General features: G+C 46.5%; 17 protein-coding genes. 15 read left to right on the top strand and 2 right to left on the bottom strand.

Going from position 1 to position 17,360, the window contains the following annotated elements; genetic code table 11:
• The first annotated feature begins 12 nt into the window (after positions 1-12).
• From DESPCE1_RS0118660 to DESPCE1_RS0118620, 9 genes are all read left to right on the top strand, one after another.
• Positions 13-1,935 (top strand): methyl-accepting chemotaxis protein, encoded by a 1,923-nt coding sequence (locus DESPCE1_RS0118660; protein WP_019851305.1) that lies wholly within the window; start codon positions 13-15, stop codon positions 1,933-1,935.
• Positions 1,936-2,346: 411 nt separating this feature from the next.
• Positions 2,347-2,535 carry a ferredoxin gene (locus tag DESPCE1_RS0118655; RefSeq protein ID WP_014795550.1) on the top strand — a complete coding sequence of 63 codons (189 nt, stop codon included), beginning with the start codon at positions 2,347-2,349 and terminating at the stop codon, positions 2,533-2,535.
• Positions 2,536-2,551: 16 nt separating this feature from the next.
• Complete coding sequence (locus DESPCE1_RS0118650) at positions 2,552-2,728, top strand: aspartyl-phosphate phosphatase Spo0E family protein (RefSeq protein ID WP_014795549.1); 177 nt, start codon at positions 2,552-2,554, stop codon at positions 2,726-2,728.
• A 169-nt stretch (positions 2,729-2,897) separates the two neighbouring features.
• Positions 2,898-3,773 (top strand): D-amino acid aminotransferase, encoded by an 876-nt coding sequence (locus DESPCE1_RS0118645; RefSeq protein ID WP_019851304.1) that lies wholly within the window; start codon positions 2,898-2,900, stop codon positions 3,771-3,773.
• A gap of 146 nt (positions 3,774-3,919) precedes the next feature.
• Complete coding sequence (mutY, locus tag DESPCE1_RS0118640) at positions 3,920-5,053, top strand: A/G-specific adenine glycosylase (RefSeq protein WP_019851303.1); 1,134 nt, start codon at positions 3,920-3,922, stop codon at positions 5,051-5,053.
• Positions 5,054-5,143: 90 nt separating this feature from the next.
• Positions 5,144-6,808, top strand: coding sequence for a S41 family peptidase (locus DESPCE1_RS0118635; protein ID WP_014795546.1), 1,665 nt, complete (start codon positions 5,144-5,146; stop codon positions 6,806-6,808).
• A 52-nt stretch (positions 6,809-6,860) separates the two neighbouring features.
• The gene (locus tag DESPCE1_RS0118630) at positions 6,861-7,199 is read left to right on the top strand and encodes a MazG-like family protein (RefSeq protein ID WP_014795545.1); all 339 of its coding nucleotides are present in this window, start codon (positions 6,861-6,863) and stop codon (positions 7,197-7,199) included.
• 157 nt (positions 7,200-7,356) lie between these two features.
• Positions 7,357-8,256, top strand: coding sequence for a cell wall hydrolase (locus DESPCE1_RS0118625; RefSeq protein ID WP_028305629.1), 900 nt, complete (start codon positions 7,357-7,359; stop codon positions 8,254-8,256).
• Between the two features lie 223 nt (positions 8,257-8,479).
• Positions 8,480-9,553, top strand: a complete 1,074-nt coding sequence (locus tag DESPCE1_RS0118620) for a hypothetical protein (RefSeq protein WP_019851301.1) — start codon at positions 8,480-8,482, stop codon at positions 9,551-9,553.
• Between the two features lie 313 nt (positions 9,554-9,866).
• Here DESPCE1_RS0118620 and DESPCE1_RS0118610 read toward each other — a convergent pair whose 3' ends face one another.
• Both DESPCE1_RS0118610 and DESPCE1_RS0118600 read right to left on the bottom strand, forming a co-directional pair.
• On the bottom strand, positions 9,867-10,451 hold the full coding sequence (locus DESPCE1_RS0118610) for a hypothetical protein (protein ID WP_172637630.1): 585 nt from the start codon (positions 10,449-10,451) through the stop codon (positions 9,867-9,869).
• Between the two features lie 166 nt (positions 10,452-10,617).
• Positions 10,618-11,121: a YlbF family regulator gene (locus DESPCE1_RS0118600; protein WP_014795540.1), complete on the bottom strand. Its 504-nt coding sequence runs from the start codon at positions 11,119-11,121 to the stop codon at positions 10,618-10,620.
• Positions 11,122-11,329: 208 nt separating this feature from the next.
• On the opposite strand from DESPCE1_RS0118600, the gene DESPCE1_RS0118595 reads away from it, so the two are divergent.
• The 6 genes from DESPCE1_RS0118595 (at position 11,330) to DESPCE1_RS0118570 (ending at position 17,341) form a co-directional block, all read left to right on the top strand.
• Positions 11,330-11,626 (top strand): UxaA family hydrolase, encoded by a 297-nt coding sequence (locus DESPCE1_RS0118595; protein WP_014795539.1) that lies wholly within the window; start codon positions 11,330-11,332, stop codon positions 11,624-11,626.
• Positions 11,616-12,770, top strand: coding sequence for a UxaA family hydrolase (locus tag DESPCE1_RS0118590; protein WP_014795538.1), 1,155 nt, complete (start codon positions 11,616-11,618; stop codon positions 12,768-12,770). The genes DESPCE1_RS0118595 and DESPCE1_RS0118590 overlap by 11 nt, the downstream gene beginning before the upstream one ends.
• A gap of 68 nt (positions 12,771-12,838) precedes the next feature.
• Complete coding sequence (gene larA, locus DESPCE1_RS0118585; RefSeq protein WP_019851299.1) at positions 12,839-14,101, top strand: nickel-dependent lactate racemase; 1,263 nt, start codon at positions 12,839-12,841, stop codon at positions 14,099-14,101.
• Positions 14,102-14,231: 130 nt separating this feature from the next.
• Positions 14,232-14,744, top strand: a complete 513-nt coding sequence (locus tag DESPCE1_RS0118580; protein WP_019851298.1) for a tripartite tricarboxylate transporter TctB family protein — start codon at positions 14,232-14,234, stop codon at positions 14,742-14,744.
• A gap of 69 nt (positions 14,745-14,813) precedes the next feature.
• Entirely contained in the window at positions 14,814-16,310 is a 1,497-nt protein-coding gene (locus DESPCE1_RS0118575; RefSeq protein ID WP_019851297.1) for a tripartite tricarboxylate transporter permease, read from the top strand.
• Between the two features lie 41 nt (positions 16,311-16,351).
• Positions 16,352-17,341 carry a tripartite tricarboxylate transporter substrate binding protein gene (locus DESPCE1_RS0118570; protein WP_019851296.1) on the top strand — a complete coding sequence of 330 codons (990 nt, stop codon included), beginning with the start codon at positions 16,352-16,354 and terminating at the stop codon, positions 17,339-17,341.
• The last annotated feature ends 19 nt before the right edge of the window (positions 17,342-17,360 follow it).

Raw genomic sequence — 17,360 nt, 5'->3', positions numbered from 1 at the left:
TGAGGTGATAGCATGAAAATTGGGGTCCGGTTTCGCGTTTTGGGAGCATTTATTGGAATTATCTCCATCTTTTTAATATCCATCGTGATCACCAATTATTTGCAGATTAAGGTGAATGACGAGGTGGATGATATCTTCGGCCATACCACGTTGATGATCTCAGCTCAATCCATGAAGACTGAGGTCAGCCGTGCCCGGAATGAAAGTGAATTCATGGCTGCCAAGACATGGCTTGAAAAGATGAGGGAGAACGAGCATTTATCTACTGAGGATCAGCAGGATTTAGAGAGAATCGAAGCCATGCTGCTTACCTATGAGATCACACCTCTTACCCAAGCTTTGGATACCTTGATCGAGAGACAAGCGGAAGTTTTGAACACGAATGAAGCATTGATTCATAAGAATATGAATACGATGACTTTGGTAAGCTGGGGCGGGACCCTGGTTGCAGTCCTGGCGGCTTTGTTCCTGGCCTACTTAATAACTCGCTACATTTTAAGGTCGATTAACGAATTGCAAGAGACCATGAGTAAGGCAGGATTAGGAGATTTGACAGTTTTTGCTCCTGTGCACTCCAGTGATGAATTCGGGGATTTGAGTGCAGCCTTTAATGTGATGATTACCCGCCTATCCGATGTGGTGAAGAATGTCCGGGAACTGGCGGAGAACCTAGCGGCGACCTCAGAGGAATTAGCTGCCACCAGCGAAGAGGCGACGGTAGCCGTAGCTGAAGTCAGTGAAAGCATGCAAAGTGTCGCCGATGAATCCGATACGGGGGCTAAGTCCATCGTGGAAGCCTCTCAGGTACTGTTAGAGCTTTCATCCCTGACCCAGATCGCCAAAACCCAAAGTCAATCTGCGGCAGTGAATTCCCAGCAGACTATGGATACAGCTGAGCAGGGCAAAAGCACGGTGGATGATGCAATAAGCCGGATGCATACCATTCATTCCAAGACCTCGGAGACGGAAGAATTAATGCAACAACTCAGTGAACTTTCCAAACAGATCGATTCCATTACGGTAACCATTACTGGGCTTGCGGATCAGACCAATCTGCTGGCTTTAAATGCAGCTATCGAGGCTGCCCGGGCAGGGGAGTCCGGTCGTGGCTTTGCCGTGGTGGCGGAGGAGGTCCGGAAACTCGCCGAGCAGTCCACTCAAGGAGCCAAAGATGTGGCAGGTTTAGTCCAAAAGGTCCTGGTTGGAGTGGGTGATGTGGTCCAGGCTACAAATTTGACCCGCCAAGAGGTAGAAAATGGGGTTCAGATTATGAATCAAGCCGGTGATGCCCTGAATGATATCTATGGCGCCGTCCAAAAGACTGCTGCGGATGTTCACTCCAGTGTGGAAGTTACGGATTCTGAAGTGGCCAGCTCGGAAAGAATCGTGGCTTTGATTAACTCGGTGGCAACCGTTATTGAGAATACATCCTCTCATGCCCAACAAGTAGCCGCATCTTCTGAAGAGATTAATGCTTCACTGGAGACGGTGGCCACAAGTATCCAGGGTACCGCTTATATGGCTCAGGATTTGAATCAGAAGGTGGAACATTTTAAGCTGGCTGATTCCAACCTAACCACGGTGGAGATCTTGGAAAAAGCCAAAACCGACCACTTGCTGTGGAAATCCCGGATTGTCAACATGCTTAAAGGAATTGAAGAGGTGGCTCCTGAAGAGGTTACCTCTCATCAGCATTGTCGATTAGGGAAATGGTATTTCAAAGAGGACAATGCTCTAAAGGATTATCCGGAATTTAAGGCCTTAGATGAACCTCATCATCAAGTACATAAAATGGCCCAGGAGGCGGCTAAGGCCTACCATGAAGGCGACCTTAAGCTGGCTCAAGCCTGTCTGAAGAAGCTGGATAAGCACTCTGACAAGGTGATCAAATGCATCAATAGCCTGATTGAAAAGGAAAAAGCCAAAGGAAAATAAGGCCGTGCAAATGAGACAAGGAAAAAGTGCCTTGTCTCATTTTGATGAATAAGATAGGCTCATTTAGAAAAGGCTCAAGTGTGAAAGATAAAGTCGGAATTTTGAGCAATCATCCCCTGACGAGTCTTCTCTAAGCTTATTAATCTACAAATATCCTACGAATTGCGGCCTAATAACCGATAATCAGTGATTAGACATCGACAATATTTTCGATATTTATTTTCATATTTGGATTAAAATAGGTTTCAGCACTTGCGACTCCGCTCCAGGAAAAGGGATTCGCTCATAGGATAGGATTAAGAATTTGCCAATGCCAGTGTGACGAAAATTACTCTCATAATATGCATTGCATCAACATTCGTGCTTCTCCTATCTTGTAAACTGATTGTAAGAGAAAGGAGTGGTTCAGGTATGATGGCCAAAATAATTAGAGAGAGATGCATTGGTTGCGGAGCTTGTGCAAGTGTATGCCCCAAGGTTTTTGATATGGACGACGAAGGGTTGGCTATTGTCATAGCGACTCCTGTCCCTGAGGATGAGGAGATCAGCGCACAAGAAGCAGCAGATAGGTGTCCCGTAGAAGCTATTACCATCGGGTAGAAAGTGGTCGAATGCTATGGAACATACAAACTTACTCAATGAAATTGAAGATCTCAGACGTCAACTTTATGCCTTATCCTACGATAAGGAGCTGGCGGACCCTGCGGTGGTCCGGATGAGCCAGGAATTGGACGGTTTATTAAATCTATATTATCGTACCTGCCTTTCACGAGACTATCGGAAAGTTGGATGAAGGAATGATTGACTAGCCCCAGAGCATCGTGTGCTTTGGGGTTTTTTGTTTGCCTGATTGATTTTTGTAACAAGATACTTTTGATTTCCATATAGGTGAAAGAAGGATTGTTTCGGTTTTCCTAGAACTATCTAGTATTTTACTGTGAAGAATAAGGAGACGATGAAGTATGTCAGATTATCCGGGAATCGCTTGGGTGAATGGTAAATTTTCCAGCTTGCAAGAGGCACAAATCCCCTTTTTGGATCGCGGGTATTTTTTTGGTGATGGAGTCTATGAGGCGGTCAAGGTCTGTGAGGGTAAGCTCTTTGCTTTAAAGGAGCATTTGGAGCGTTTCGAAAGGAGCATGAAAGAGATTCGTATCACCCCCCCTAAGACTACTGAGGAATTCGCGGCCCTAGTCTTAGAGAGTGTGGAAAAGGCAGGAATCCTCAATGCCATGGTGTATCTGCAAGTTACGCGAGGAGTGGGACCCAGAATACATGCTTTTTTGCCGGAAAGTGAGCCCATGGTTACCTTATTTGTGGCCCCTATGGCCTCTGCCGAAGAAAAGGTCCGTGAGGATGGAGTAAGCTGCATTATAGTACCTGATGAGCGATGGGCTCGTCCTCATATTAAAACCCTTAACCTTCTGCCCAATGTATTGGCCAAGCAGGCCGCTGCAGAGCAGGGTGCTTATGAAGCGATTTTAGTGCTGGGAACAGAACCGGGCGGAGGGCTGATTACTGAGGCCTCCAGCAGCAATGTGGCTGCAGTCATCGGGGGTAAGGTTGTGACACCACCTCTTAATGGGCGGATCCTACCCGGGGTAAGTCGGGCGATTATGCTCGAGACTGCCCGTGAAGCTGGAATCGAAGTGGAGGAAAGGGAGATTACTCTTGAAGAATTGCGTGGTGCTGAAGAGATTATGCTCACAAGCACCGGGTGTGAGGTCTTAGGGGTAGGGAAATTGGATGGTGTGACAGTAGGGAAAGGAGGAGCCGGTCCTATAACCAGAAGATTATACGAGATCTTTATGGCTGGATGGGAGAAAAGATTAACTTAAGAAAATGCCACCATTGATGTAAAGAGCCGTGAGAAGGGCACAACCTTTAGGGTTGTTTTTTCATCAAACAAGCTATAGACTAGGTCCCGGGGGTTAACCCTCGGGATTTCTTTTTGAAAATAGAATGACAAAGAAGAGGGGATAGAGTGAGTGGAATAAACTCTTCAAAGCTGATCCAATGGTTCAATCAAGTCAAGAGGGATTTGCCTTGGCGGAAGACAAAAGAGCCCTATGCTATTTGGGTATCTGAGGTAATGCTCCAGCAGACTCAGGTAATTACAGTTATTCCATACTACTTACGGTTTATGAAACGGTTTCCCGATCTTTTTGCTCTGGCTGAAGCAGAGCAGGAGGAGGTGCTGGAGCTATGGCGGGGTTTGGGGTACTATTCACGGGCCAGACGCTTGTGGGAGGGCGCCCGCTATGTGGTGCAAATGACGGAGGGAAGAATGCCCGAGAACTATGATGCGCTCCTCACGATTAAAGGTGTAGGTGAGTATACCGCGGCAGCCATTGCCAGCATTGCTTATGAAGAGCGGGTTCCGGTGATGGATGGGAATGTAAAGCGAGTGCTGAGCCGCATTCTCCGTTGGGAGGAAGATGTGGAGAAGGCTAGGTCAAGGCGCTTTTTTCTTGAATATCTTAAGGAAGTGATACCCGGAGATTGTCCAGGAGATTTTAATCAAGGAATGATGGAGTTGGGAGCAACGGTATGCACTCCTAAGAATCCACGATGTGAGCAATGTCCCCTCCAAGAGGATTGTGAGAGCTTTGCCCTGGGTGACCCTCAAGTGTACCCTGTGAAAAAAAGCAAAGAGAAACCTACGGAAGCTTTTCGTCCCACCCTAATCCTTCTTCACCGAGGGCAGGTTCTTCTGAAAAAGAGGCCCACCACAGGGCTTTTGGCCAATCTATGGGAGTTCCCTGGAGAAGAGATGATGATACCCTCACTGGAAAAATTCAGAGAAGGTAAGGAATGGTATGGACTTTATAAAAATCAGATATCTGATCCAACCTATGATGTGATCGTCAAAGAACTGCTTAGCCGTAACCCAAGCGTGAAAGGTCCTTTAGTTCATACCTTCAGTCATCGACGCTGGCAGATGGTTTGGGTGGTTCTCGATCTTGACGATGTAATAGATAAGTCATCAGAGGTCAGGGCGGGTAAGGATTCCCAGCTGAAGGAAGATGGCTTGTGTTGGATGGATGTAAAGGAACTGGATAGAATCGCCTTACCCGTGGCTTTTCAAAAAATCTGGACTAAACTACAGGAAAGATGATGTGGAGGATATTTTTAGAGGAGACCCTCTTAGCTGACAGGATTCACAGAAGGTACGTCGAATTCTAGTTGAGATAAGGGGGATAAAGTGATGACTAAATTCAATATCTTTTGCAGCAAATTGAGTCAATCCAAAGCCAAAGTACGGAGAATGCTTACAGCTTCCGCTTTGGCGCTGATCTTAAGTATATCTGCTCCGGCTGTAGCTTTGGGGAGCCCTATAGATGATGTGCGCTACTTATTGGAGAATCAGTATGTTGATCCGGTGGATCCCTGGGTGCTCAACGCCACCAGTATTGAAGAGATGCTTAAGCGCTTAGATGATCCTCATACGGTCTTTTTTACGCAAAAGGAATACCAAAAATTCCTTGATTCCATGGAATTGAGTTTTACGGGGATCGGAGTATATATTCAGCTGGAGCCAAGGGGTTTGGAGATTGTCGGTGTCATTGAGGGATCACCGGCTAAGGAAGCCAGGCTCAAAACAGGGGATATTATTGTTGAAGCAGGAGGACAGAATCTAGCAGGACTTTCTCAGGATGCGGCTACCGGTTTTATCCGGGGGCCAGAGGGGAGTACTGTGGATATCGTGGTACTGCGGGGAGAAGAGCGCCTTAGTTTAAAGGTAGCCCGCAGGGCGGTTGAAGTCCCTACCGTGAGCGGAGAGATGCTCGGTGAGGATATCGGCTATGTGGCCATAGAGTCCTTCGGCGAGTCCACGGAGGTACTATTCGGACAGGTTGTCAAGGAACTGGATAAGCAAGGGGCGGATGCCTGGGTCGTGGATCTGCGCAATAATCCGGGAGGGTATTTGGACTCAGCCTTAAGTCTGGCAGGGTATTTTATTGGTGAGCAGACAGCCTTGCAGACGAAGGATCGCTCCCAGGAGTTTACTCCTTACAAGGCTGAAAAGCATGAATTTATCTTTACTGAACCGGTGATCTTTTTAACCGATGAGAATAGTGCCAGCGCCTCAGAGATATTAACGGCAGTAGTTAAGGACTACCAAAAGGCAGCGGTAGTAGGAACCAATACCTATGGTAAGGGTTCTGTACAGACGTTGTATCAGCTCTCCAATGGAGATGTTCTCAAGATCACGGTGGCTAAATTCTATTCTCCTTATGGAAAGGAAATCAATGGGGTAGGAATTCGTCCTGATGTGGAGATTCAGGAAAATGAGCCCCTGAAGATGGCGGTATTGATGTTGGACGGAGCTACCCAAGTGGATGCAGAAGGAAAGCAAGTTACGGACCTTATTCAATTCACTGCCGGGGGCAAGGATTGGAACCTCTCCCTCGAGCAAGCAAGAGAGCCTGAATACTGGTCAACTTATCGGGAGTTCATCCAAAACAACGCTTTCCCCGGAGGGTTTTCCTGGCGGAATAGCTCAGTGTGGACAACTTTTTCCCAAGGTGAACAGGATGCCTTATGGCCTTTATTTTATCCAGACTATCAGGGGATGAATGAACTTAAGGATCTTTCCGTGGATAAGACCTTTACTGTGCGGTTTACCGCTCCCCTAGATTTTAAGAGTGTGACCAAGAATGCCTTCGAACTGATTGAGAGCGAAAGCGGCAAGCGTATTCCCGTGAAATTCGAGAAAGTGGATGAACGCTCGGTTAAAGTGATTCCGGAAGGCCTTCTCGAACCTGAAAAAACCTACTGGCTTCTTACTCATCAGGGAATTGCCGCTCAGGATGGCTCCATTCTGAAAGAAGGAGTACTAACCGTCGGAACCACTGGAAAGGCTCATTAGGTTCCGGGTTATTGGTTATGATCGACAGGTGTGTTAACGGAGGAGTGAGTGGATGGAAAAGAGTCGTGGTAACGCAGGGGTGTGCAGCTCAAAAACGGTGACCTTACCCCGTTTAAACCGACTTAACCCCTCTTTAGAAAGTACGGCTCTGAAGATTATGGAGGAGTCGGGAGAACTGGCTCAGGCCATTGGGAAGTTTCGCGGACTCAATGGAGAGCGGTTGAGGGTCGAGGAGACTGAGGCGATGCATATGGTCGCTCAGGAGCTTATCGATGTGGCCCAGACGGCGGTAACGATGATGTTTGTTTTAGAGGAACAGTACGCTATTGATATTGAAAAGATTTTAAAAGAGCATGTGGAAAAGTTAAAGCAAAAAGGCTATTGTGATTAAAAAAAGAAACCGGATATCCTGACTACTGGTAGGTAACAGGAACATCCGGTTTCTTTTATTTTTAGCAGTGTTTTTGAGGTTTTTGGGCTGGTGTTATAAAAAACGTCCTTCTTGGGAAAGACTAGAAATAATTCATGAACTCAAGAGGTGATTTTGTTTGCCACACCGAAGATGCCGAAAAACCACGGCAATTTTCCTATGCTGGGTAATGACATTATTCTGGTGTCAGGGAATGGTGTATCCAGTCAATGGAGAATTAGGTACGAATACTTTTGAAATAGTCGATATTGAAGTTTTGGATGCGGCCCAAAAGGACATTGTGACAGTGCATTCCGGGGAGGAAGATAGTAAGGTTCAAAGCATTGATTTTCAAAGGGTTGGTGTCAACCAAGACGAAGCAAAAAATACTACGTTAGAAAATAATGATAGTCCAGCAATTGAAGAAACTGTAACAGCTCAGGAGACAACTGCTTCCAGTGATGAGTCAGCTCTCCAGGGAGATGCTCAGGTAATCGTAGTACAGAGTGGAGAGACGTTATCAGGAGTCGCTCATAGGTATGAGACAACGATTGCCGAGATCATGAAACTCAACGAGATCAGTGAACCCAATAGTATTATCGCAGGTCAAAAATTGCTGATTCCCGTCAAGGGAGGTGCAATTGCCAACATAACCACGGAACCATCCCGTGGGAAAACTCAAGTCACTCAAGAAGAGCTGGAGCTTCTTGCTCGTGTGATTCATGCTGAGGCAAGGGGGGAGGATTTTGAGGGTCAAGTGGCAGTAGGAGCAGTGGTGCTCAATCGTGTTAAAGATCATCGTTTCCCCAATACGATTCACGATGTGGTGTACCAGCCGGGTGCCTTTACAGCTGTCATTGATAAGCAAATCCATCTTACCCCCAACCAAAGTGCTTATCTTGCAGCAGAGGCCGCTTTAAATGGCGAGGATCCGACGGAGGGCGCGATTTATTATTATAACCCCAGGACAGCCACGGACCGTTGGATTAAGACCAGACCTGTGGTGAAAACCATCGGTAACCATACATTTAGTATCTAGGCGAGTAAAACAAAGGGTCATATACCTTGTCTCAATGGTTTAAAGTTAATGCAATCAAAAAAGACACTGTTGCAGAGAGGGTGTCGCAAAACTACTTTATTTTAAAGTAGCAGGCGACGCCCTCTTTTTATGTGTATTCGGGAATGGGGATTTTATATCTAACACCAAATATCAAGGTGGAACATATTCTAAAGGGAGAAGTTTGTCGTCGGGAGGGAGAAATGTGAGATTTACCTGGGATCAGGGAAATGGATCTTATGGACAGACAGACCCCAGAGTACCCCGTCGGCTTGATACCTATCAGGGAATGCCTATGGGAGGGATGCCCGGACAGAGTTCAGGCTGGGGCCGAGGCGTTAGTCCAACAACTACGGCTGGGGGAGGGTATAATTATGGGGCGGCCCCGAGTGGGATGACTCCAGGTGGAATCGCTCCCAGGGGAATGCCTTCTGCCGGGATGCCTGGGGGAATCCCGCCGATGGGTATGCCGTCTGCTGGGATGCAAGGTATTGGTCCAATGGGTCCTGCGCCGGGAGGAAGCATTCGCAATAATTTGGGGGCGGGGTTAAAACAACGGGGCTTTTTCCAAAAGGATGGCCAAATCAATAACTTACGTGGAGGATTTTTTGGTGCCAAACCTTACAAACCAGTGACACAATCCCAAGGAGGAGGAAATATGGCAGGTCCTTTTGCATTCTTAGGCAGTGGGAATGGAGCAGGGGCTTCCGGGCAGCATCGGCAACTGGTTTTGGAGGCTGCCCAGGCGGGAATGAACGCCAATGGCATTGCTTCTATTTCGAGCGATAATGTATTTTCGTGTATAGCCAATTTGCCTTCGCCAAATGACTTGGTAGGACGCGGCGGCACGTATGCAGCGTATCTCGTGGATAACAAAGGCCAAACTGGATTCCTGGCCGGTGTCTTAAGACCCGTGGGCAATGGAGTATATCAAGCCCAGTTTCGCAGTCAAGTCCCTCTCCATCACTATAGCCGGGTCATTATTACGGCGGAAAACTCTCAGCAACTAGGCCATGTTCCGCAAGGGCCCATTGTCTTGCAGGTAAGACAAGCACCGGGACCGGTCCGTTTCCTGGCCCCGATTAAGAAAGCAGGAGGGTCCGTATGGAATAAGGTTACCGGGTTGGTTCAGAGGCGTTCCGCAGCTCCGGGGATTGTGGAGGGGGGTATCTCTCAAGGAGAAATGACTTCTTCCGGGGCAGAGTTTTCCGCCGGCATTCCGGAAGCCATTGGCGGAGGCAGTCCATTAGGAGATTCCATCATAGAACCCCTGCAGTAACGGGCAGCAAGATTAAAAGCTTATGTAGGATACCGCGGAGATGTAATTCCTGGCTTTTGGGTTAGTGGGGAGCTCGGTTATGCCTGAGCTCCTTTTTTGCGTATATGAACAAATCATAGGAAAAATGAGATCATAATGATCATGAGCAGAAAACCTATACTGCTTAAGCTGATGATTATCCCTAAAGTTCTAAAACTAGTTGAGGATAATATGGGGTTTGCGGAAAAAATAATGAGAAAAAAGAGGGAAAAGGCAATAAAGCTGGCTCCCGCTGCCGGTGTGTTGAAAACAAGACGAAGATTTCCTCCATTACTCATAAACTTTCCCCTCTATTGTTATTGATATTGGCTTGTTCGGTTAAGAACTGGGCTATTATAGTGATGAGAGCGATGATTAAATTACCTGGGACCCCGGGGATTTCAAATAAAGGAACGTTGAATACCGAATCCGGTGTGCCCTCGAAGTTTCCGAAAGGACCGCTTATGGAAAGGGAAAAGCTCAAATTGTCGGGGAAAAGGGGCTCACCCACCCCGGACGCCGCCGGGGGGGAGACTTGAGAGGCGTCACCGGGACGTATAACCTGACCTTGAGATGTCTTCTGGACGAGATCTGCCAGCTGTGCCAGAGTCAGGGTGATGGTATGGGACTCTTCCGGCGCCTTATGGGGGGAGGGGGGGTTAACCAAGGAACGCTTAACCAGGAAATTCATAAGAATATCTAAGCCTGCTACTACCAAACCAGCATAGGGCAGCCTTACTCTGCCTAGGGGGAAAAGGGCAGCGGTGATTGGAAGAAAGGGGAGATTTCTCTGTATAGGGCTAGTGACGAGCAGGGAGAAGGAGAGGGGAGTGACAGGCAAGGGGCGGATGGATTCATTTCCTAAGGCCAAATCACTCACCTCCTTTTCATGAATTGAGAGCTTAGAAGAACCAGGTGTTGAGGATAAGAAACCCCCCGAGGGCTATGACAATCAAAAATGCTAGGAGGGTGATGGGATGAACGATCTGGATTTCGAATTTGGGACCGCAATAATCTGGAGGCCGCATAAGTGAGGTCCCCTATTATTATTCGGACAGACCGGGAATTTTTAGTCCCGGGGGAAGCTTTAACCCTGGAGGCAGCTTCATATCCTTGGGAATTTCCAAGGTCTTGGACTGCTTACCCCCCCCTATGGATTCCAAGACCTTTTGAGCCATGTTCTTGATTTCGTCAGGTAGGGGGAGCTGATCAGCACTGGGCATACCATGGATGGTCGTGGTTATGGTGAGATTAACCATGGCCATAACCCGTTCAAAGCTTTGTTGGGCTTGGAAATAGGTGCGAATCAGGGAGTGTTTGTTCATGAGGCGGACTTTGAGGTCGATAAGGGCCAGGGCATCTTTTTCTGGAATTACTTTACTTATCATCTGAGTCGTAACGATTTGGCTTTCTTTTTCTTGATATTGGATAAATGCTTCGTTGGCTTCAGGGTCAGCTTTGATGGCTGCTTCTGCAGCGAGAATAGCTTGTACTTCGGGGGTTTGTTTGAGTGCTTCTCCAAGTTCCCTAGCCTTGTCAATGTAGCTCATTAATAGGGCACCTCCTTCGATTCCTTATACTAAAGTATGCTTTATAGGGAGTGAAGGTGAGAAGGAAGAATTTATCAACTAATTCGTGAAAAAACTCTTTATTACATATTGACAGATCAAAAGGAATCATATAAACTGAGCTCAGTGGTAACACCACATACAACATACCACCGAGACGAGTGGTAAAAAGTAAAAAGGAGGAAACGTGATGAGCAGCCATAAATTCTTATTGCATGAGGCTCAAGACGATGTTGGCGTCGCCGTGCAGGATATTAAGGCCGGCGAGGAAGTCATGGGTGTGGACATTCATAGTGGGAAAGAATGTCATGTCAAAGCAAACCATGACATCCAACTAGGACACAAGATTGCCCTAAAGGGCAAGAAACAGGGTGAAAGCTTAATAAAGTATGGTGAAAATGTGGGCAAAGTAACCCAGGATATTAAGGTAGGGGATTGGGTACATACCCATAACTTAAAGACTGCGAGGTGGGATTATGGAAACTAAGATCTTAGGCTATCGTCGGGACAATGGGCGTATCGGTATTCGTAACTATGTTCTTATTCTACCGGTCGATGATTTGTCCAATGCTGCTTGTGAAGCAGTTGCCAACAATATTGCCGGAACCCTGGCACTTCCTCATCCCTATGGCCGTATTCAATTCGGAGCCGACCTTGAGCTGCATTTCAAAACCATTATCGGAGCGGGACGTAATCCCAACGTGGCGGCTGTCGTCGTCATTGGTATTGAGCAAAATTGGGCGAAACGAGTCGCCGATGGCATTGCCGAAACCGGTAAACCCGTAACATACTTCGGTATTGAGGGTCATGGTGACTTAAAAACCATCGAAATGGCTTCCCGTAAGGCCCATGAATATGTAAAATACGCTACATCCTTGGAAAAAGTAGAGTGTGAATTGAAAGATCTGGTGGTGAGCTTCAAGTGTGGTGAATCCGATACCACAACCGGTCTCGCTGGAAACCCAACGGCAGGTGTAGTGGGTGATCGTTTGGTAGAAATGGGCGGAACGGTTATCTTTGGTGAAACGCCTGAAACAACGGGAGGAGAGCATATTCTTGCCAAGCATTTCGCAACACCTGAACTTGCTCAGGAATTTTTAAGAGTCCATAAGGATTATCTGGATATGATCGAATCCAAAGGAGCCGATCTTTTAGGAACACAGCCAACCCAAGGGAATATTGCCGGGGGTTTGACAACGATCGAAGAAAAAGCCATGGGCAATATCCAAAAGGCCGGCAAGGCCCCGATTATCGGTCTTTTGGAAATGGCAGAAGAGCCGACAAAACCAGGGCGTTATTTCATGAATACATCAGCAGCGGCAGCTGAATGTGTCACACTCATGATGGCGGCAGGAGCAACCCTCCATATTTTCATAACGGGTCAGGGCAATATTGTGGGCAACCCGATTGAGCCTGTGGTTAAAATGTCAGCAAATCCTAAGACTTGTGAATTTATGTCCGAGCATATCGATGTGAATATCAGTGGAGTGCTCAGCAGAGAGCTGACTCTGGATCAAGCGGCAGATAAAGTGATGGAATGTGTAGTGAAAACGGCACGTGGCTGCTTAACTGATGCCGAAGTGCTCAATCACAAGGAGTTTGTGCTTACCCGTCTCTATCCCAGCGCTTAAAAATATGGGTCATTTGTTCGAGAATGGAAAAGGGGAAATTTAACTCTGAGTGAGGCAGGGGTGAAAGTGTGAAAACAATTGAATTGCCTTATGGGCATGGGACACAATCTTGCTCGATACCGGATGATATTGACTGTGTCTATGGTAGATTAAAATCGGTAGAGCCTAGTGTTGAAGCCGGCGAACAGATTTCTGCAGCTTTACTAAATTTAATAGGAGATATCAATTTTGATAAACTAAGAAACGCGAAGTCAGTGGCTATCGCTGTGAGTGATATGACACGTCCTGTGCCCTCTCGCCTCATTGTGGAGAAGCTGTTACCCTGGTTAGCCGAATTTGGAATCTATGAAGACCAAATTACGGTGCTTGTGGGTGGCGGATTGCATCATCCTGCAACTCAGGAAGAGATGAATTATATATTGGGTGAGGAATTGTCAAAAAGAGTGGGGCAGGTTCTTCCTCACGATGCAGATGATAGGGCCGGTCTAACTTTTTTGGGCACATCTCCCTTAGGAACTCCTGTATATGTCAATAAACATTTTGCTCAGGCGGATTTTAAAATTGTTACCGGTATGGTTGATGCCCATCAATTTATGGGATTCACAGCAGGTGTTAAAGGTGCGGTCATTGGCTTAGGCGGGAGAGAGACGATTACAGGAAATCATGTCCGGCTTTTTCAACCCGGTGCTGAACTGGGGGAAATGAAAGGAAATCCTGCGCGAATCGATTTAGAGGATTGTGGCCGGATTATTGGTGTTGATATGATTGTCAATGTCGTACTCAATACTCAAAAAAAGGTCGTTAAAGCTGTCGCCGGTCATCCAAGAGCAGGCCATGGTGTTGCAGTTGAATTTGCTAAGAGTATTTTTGGTGTATCGATGAGTTCAGCTGACATTGTCATTGCATCCCCGGGAGGGTTTCCGAAAGATATCAATGCCTACCAGGCTCAGAAAGCCTTAACGCCTGCCTTACAGCTGGTTAAGCAGGGAGGAACCATCATATTAGTGGCTCAATGTATTGAAGGGGCTGGAGAAGAAAGCTTTGAAAAGACCATGTCCTTATATGATGATCCGTCAGACCTTGTGACCTCCTTTAAAGAAAAAGAGTTTGTTATTGGTCCCCATAAAGCCTATCTTTGGTCCAGAACGTTCCTAAAAGCGAAAACAATCCTGGTATCTGACAAAGTATCCCCGGAATTAGCCAAAACGCTCATGGTGAAGGTTACTAAGAGCCTGCAAGAGGCCATTGATGATGTTATCCCGGATTATACAGCTGATTTGAAAATAACGGTATTACCGAATGCCAACTCTGTCATTCCTATAAAGGCATGAGGTTTCATAGACTAAGTGCTTCATTCGGAGAAGCACTTAGTACCTAAACTGTGGGCACTTTGTTTTAAGGAACGTGAAAGATAGTATTAGAACAAGTGCCTAAATAGGTAAGACTTAAAGGAGGAAGGGAATGGGTGAGAATAGTATCGCCGAATTTGACGACAAGAAGATGACTGGAAAGATTTCGTTTGCCAAAAAGACAGATTTTAAAGTAGGAATTACTTTTCTGATTTTATCAATCTTTATTATTGTCCAAGCGAGACAAATGCCTAAGAGCATGCCGGGTGTGGATTTCGGACCGGGGATCCTCCCCCTGGGGTTAGGTGTTGTTCTTACCGTTCTTAGCATTATCTTGCTTATTCAGTCCTTTGGTGAGAAGAATACGACAACTTCAGTGCTTCGGCGGAAGGATGTGCTTCCTGTTGCAGGATTGTTTTTGGTCTTGGTTCTTTACCTGGGGTTGATGGAGATCCTTGGATTTGGTATAGCTACATTTTTGCTTGTCACGTATCTGGCACATAAACTTGGCAAATATGCTTTATGGAAATGTGCCCTATTGGGTGCGCTTACAGGGATGCTTATCGTTTACCTGTTTCGGACTTTGCTGGACCTTCCTCTACCCATTGGCTTTTTAGGATTCTAAGGTTCAATCATAATAAAATGACTGCTTACGCGAATTTCACACAAGTGAGGTGAGTCTGTGGACTTTTCAATGTTAATCAATGGCTTTCTTACTGCTTTAACACCTGAAAACTTATTGTTTGGTTTCATAGGTTGCTTAGCCGGAACATTAATCGGGGTATTACCCGGGTTAGGTCCTACATCAGGAATTGCCATTTTGCTGCCGTTAACAACCATTTTGCCACCGATTCCTGCGATTATCATGTTATCAGGGATTTACTACGGGGCAATGTATGGAGGGTCTACGACAGCTATCCTGGTTAACATTCCCGGCGAGGTAGGTTCTGTGGCAACGGCCCTGGATGGTTACCAACTGGCTAAGCAAGGGAAGGCTGGTCCGGCCCTGGCGACCGCGGCAATTTCGTCTTTTGTTGCGGGAACACTCGGACTGGTTGGACTGACTTTTTTCGCACCGACTTTAGCAAATGTGGCTCTTCGATTTGGTCCTCCGGAGTATTTCGCGTTGATGATTCTGGCTTTGAGTGTGGTCATTAATCTTACCGGTAAATCGCTGGTTAAAGGCTTGATTTCGGCTTTAATCGGGTTCCTGATTGCTATGGTCGGCATGGAATCTGTGACTGGCTATTCGCGCTTCACTTTTGGCAATATCAACCTCATGTCGGGGATCGATTTTATAAGCGTGATCATTGGTTTGTTTGCGGTAGGAGAAATATTTTCTAACCTTGAGCATATCGGTGCTCCTGTCTACAATGCAAAGCTGCAAAAGCTCTACTTAACGGCAAAAGAGTTCCTTTATATTTTACCGACAATGATTCGTTCAGCGGTTGTTGGGTTTTTCTTGGGATTATTGCCGGGATGCAGTCCGGGGGTTACCTCTTTCATGTCCTATGACATTGAAAAACGTTTCTCGAAGCATCCGGAGACCTTTGGTAAAGGTGACCTGAGAGGGGTGGCAGCTCCCGAGGGGGCAAACAATGCGACAACCAGCGGTGGCTTTGTACCATTGCTATCCTTTGGCATTCCTTCCGGGCCGGCCTTGGCTGTTCTTTTAGGCGGGTTCATGATGTATGGACTGCAGCCGGGTCCCACGCTTTTCGAGAAGAATGCTGATCTGGTCTGGGCTGTCATTGCTTCTATGTATATCGGCAATGTTATCTTGATTATCCTGAATCTTCCCTTGGTCCCGTTATGGGCCAAGCTTGTCAAGGTACCCTATGGGATCTTAGCGCCGATGGTCTTGGTCTTCTCTTTTATTGGTGCTTACAGTGTAAGATTCAAGCTGTTTGATGTCGGTGTGGCCATCCTCTTCGGTCTGGTTGGCTGGTTATTTAAGAAAATAGAGATACCCACAACGCCTTTGATTCTATGTTTGATTTTAGGAACGATTTTTGAAACCTCCCTTCGTCAATCGTTGAACATGTCTCATGGCAGCCTGGCGATCTTTTTCACGAGACCTATTTCTCTGGCTCTGCTTGCTGTTGCTGCGGTTTTACTGGCAGCCTCATTGTATACTCGCATTAAAAACCCGGAGGCCGTTCAAGACGCTTTGGCTGAGGAGTCTGAGTAATCATTATGCGGTTAAATAAATTAAGATATGGGGGTAAAAAGATGAAAAGATGGACCAAGTTGACAGCTGCCCTGATTACAATCGGTGCCTTGCTTCTATCAGGTTGCGGAGGTGGTACCCCGGTAACAACTACTGAAGAGAAGAAAGCAGACTTTCCCAAGAAACCTGTAAACATGATTATTGCCTTTACAGCTGGTGGCTCAAGTGATGTCCAGGCTCGCATCGTCGACAAGTATTGGAAAGAAAATTTCAATAATCAGCCCTTAACCTTCGATTATCAGGTGGGTGCCGGTGGACAAGTTGGTTTCACAGCGATTACGAAAGGGAGGCCGGATGGATACACCATTGGCGGGATCAATGTTCCCCACATCAATTTGCAGGCGTTAAGTCCTCAAGGCACCTATAAGATTGAAGACTTCGCCTTCATTTGCCAAGTTGTTAATGATCCGAATCTTTTGGTTGTTCAAGCCAATAGCCCGATGAATACTATTGCCGATTTCGTAGCTGAAGCCAAGAAAAAGGATGGCAAAATGACCATTGGAGTGGTGGGAACCTTTACCGCGCACCATATTGCAGCATTGCAGCTCATGGATTTGCTCGACATCAAATTAACCCTTGTTCCTTTCACCGGCGCTGCTGATGAGAATGTAGCGCTGATGGGCGGCCATGTGGACGCTATGATCGGAAACCTCAATGATGTGATGAGAGATGTGAGCAAGTATAAATTCTTGGCCATTGCCTCCGAAGAACGTCATCCATGGCTGAAAGATGTTGCCACTTTCAAAGAACAGGATGTTGACTTCATTTCCGATATTCGCCGTGGCTTTGCAGCACCGAAAGATATCGATCCGGCCGTATTAAAGGTGCTACGAGATGGTTTTGAAAAAATCTGTACGAACCCGGAATACATTGCAGAAATGGAGAAAATCGGACAACCCCATGAGTATCTGAATGGTGACGAATTCGCAGAAATTGTCAATACCTATACGGAGACAGTCACACCTCTTGTAGAAAAATATGGACTTAAATAAAAGCAATTAAACAATTATT

Origin of the sequence: Desulfitobacterium sp. PCE1 (assembly GCF_000384015.1) — a bacterium.
Lineage (GTDB): Bacteria > Bacillota > Desulfitobacteriia > Desulfitobacteriales > Desulfitobacteriaceae > Desulfitobacterium > Desulfitobacterium dehalogenans.
The sequence above is the reverse complement of the archived record's forward strand: the minus strand, read 5'-3'. Positions and strand labels throughout refer to the sequence as shown.